This is a genomic window from Paracraurococcus lichenis, assembly GCF_030657435.1.
Classification (GTDB): domain Bacteria; phylum Pseudomonadota; class Alphaproteobacteria; order Acetobacterales; family Acetobacteraceae; genus Paracraurococcus; species Paracraurococcus lichenis.
In genome coordinates this window covers 1-1,379 of the sequence record NZ_JAUTWS010000295.1, presented here as the reverse complement: position 1 = coordinate 1,379, position 1,379 = coordinate 1, and the positions used below count along the sequence as shown (strand labels likewise).

At 69.0% G+C, this 1,379-nt stretch carries 1 protein-coding gene; it reads right to left on the bottom strand.

The features are described 5' to 3' along the window. Positions 1-14: 14 nt before the first annotated feature. Positions 15-1,283 (bottom strand): IS256 family transposase, encoded by a 1,269-nt coding sequence (locus Q7A36_RS39800; RefSeq protein ID WP_305109321.1) that lies wholly within the window; start codon positions 1,281-1,283, stop codon positions 15-17. Positions 1,284-1,379 lie beyond the last annotated feature (96 nt).

Here is a 1,379-nt window from a genome sequence, read left to right as displayed (position 1 = left end):
TGACGGCCGACTGATCAGGCGGCGGTCTGTGCCGGCGTCTGGATGACCTCGACGCCGTCGCGGAACCTGACACCCTGCACAACCTTCGGCAACTGGTTCTCGCCTTTGAGGCGACGCCAGCTCTTGGCAGCTGCCATCACCAGCTTGAACACCATCAGCCGGGCAGTGTCCTGCGACAGCGCACCTTTGCTCCGGACCGTGCGGTGTCGGACGGTGGCGAACACACTCTCGATCGGGTTCGAGGTCCGCAGATGATCCCAGTGCTCGGCCGGGAAGTCGTAGAAGGTGAGCAGCGCGTCGCGGTCCTTGAGCAGGCAGCTGACCGCCTTCTCGTACTTGGCCACGTACTTCTCGGCGAAGGTGGTGATCGCCGCCTCGGCGGTGGCACGGTCGGGCGCCTGCCAGATCTCGCGCAGGTCCTGCTTGGCCGCGGGCTGGACGGACTTCGGCAGTTTGTCCATGACATTGACGGTTTTGTGCACCCAGCAGCGCTGTTGTCGGGTCGTCGGGAAGACCTCCTCGAGCGCCTTCCAGAAGCCGAGCGCGCCGTCGCCGATGGCCAGCTCGGGCGGGATAGCCAGGCCGCGCGCCTTCAGCCCGGCCAGCAGCTCGTGCCAGCTCTGCGCGCTCTCGCGCAGGCCGACCTGGAAGCCGACCAGCTCCTTCTTGCCCTCCGGCGTCGCCCCGATCAGCACCAGCATGCACTCGGCCTGCGGCTCCATTCGCGCCTGCAGGTAAATGCCGTCAGCCCAGAGGTAGACGTAGTGCCGCGCCGCCAGGTCGCGCCGCTGCCACCGATCATAGTCGGCCTGCCAGGTGTCCCGCAGCCGCGCGATCGCCGCCGGCGACAGGTTCGGTGCCTCCTTGCCCAGCAGGGCCGCCAGCGCCTCCTGGAAGTCACCCATCGACAGCCCGCGCAGGTAGAGGACCGGCAGCACTGCCTCCAGGCTCCGCGTCCGCCGTGCCCAGCGCGGCAGCAGCGCCGAGGTGAAGCGGATCCGCTCCCCCTCCGGGCCAGCACCACGGTCACGCAGCTTCACTCGCCGCACCGGCACCGGCCCGATCCCGGTCTGCACCAGCCGCTCCGGCCCATAGCCATGCCGCACCAGCCGCTCGCGCCCGTCCGGCAGCCGCAGGTCCCGCATCTCCGCCAGGAAGGTCTCGACCTCCGCCTCCACGGCCTGCGCCAGTAGCCGGCGGGCGCCGTTCCGCAGCACCGCGGTCAGCGGGTCCGCCACCTCATCCGGCTGACGCAGGGCAACCACTGTGGTATCGCTTGTCATGGCGTATCGCTCCTTCGGGAGGTTCTGGCAGGCTCGTCACCCGCTTCGATACGCCGCCTTCCTCAGCTCGCCATCACCCAAGTTCGGCCATAGCTC

Bases quoted from the DNA above. Each gene is read 5' to 3' on its own strand.
- Q7A36_RS39800 (WP_305109321.1), bottom strand. From the start codon at position 1,283: ATGACAAGCGATACCACAGTGGTTGCCCTGCGTCAGCCGGATGAGGTG.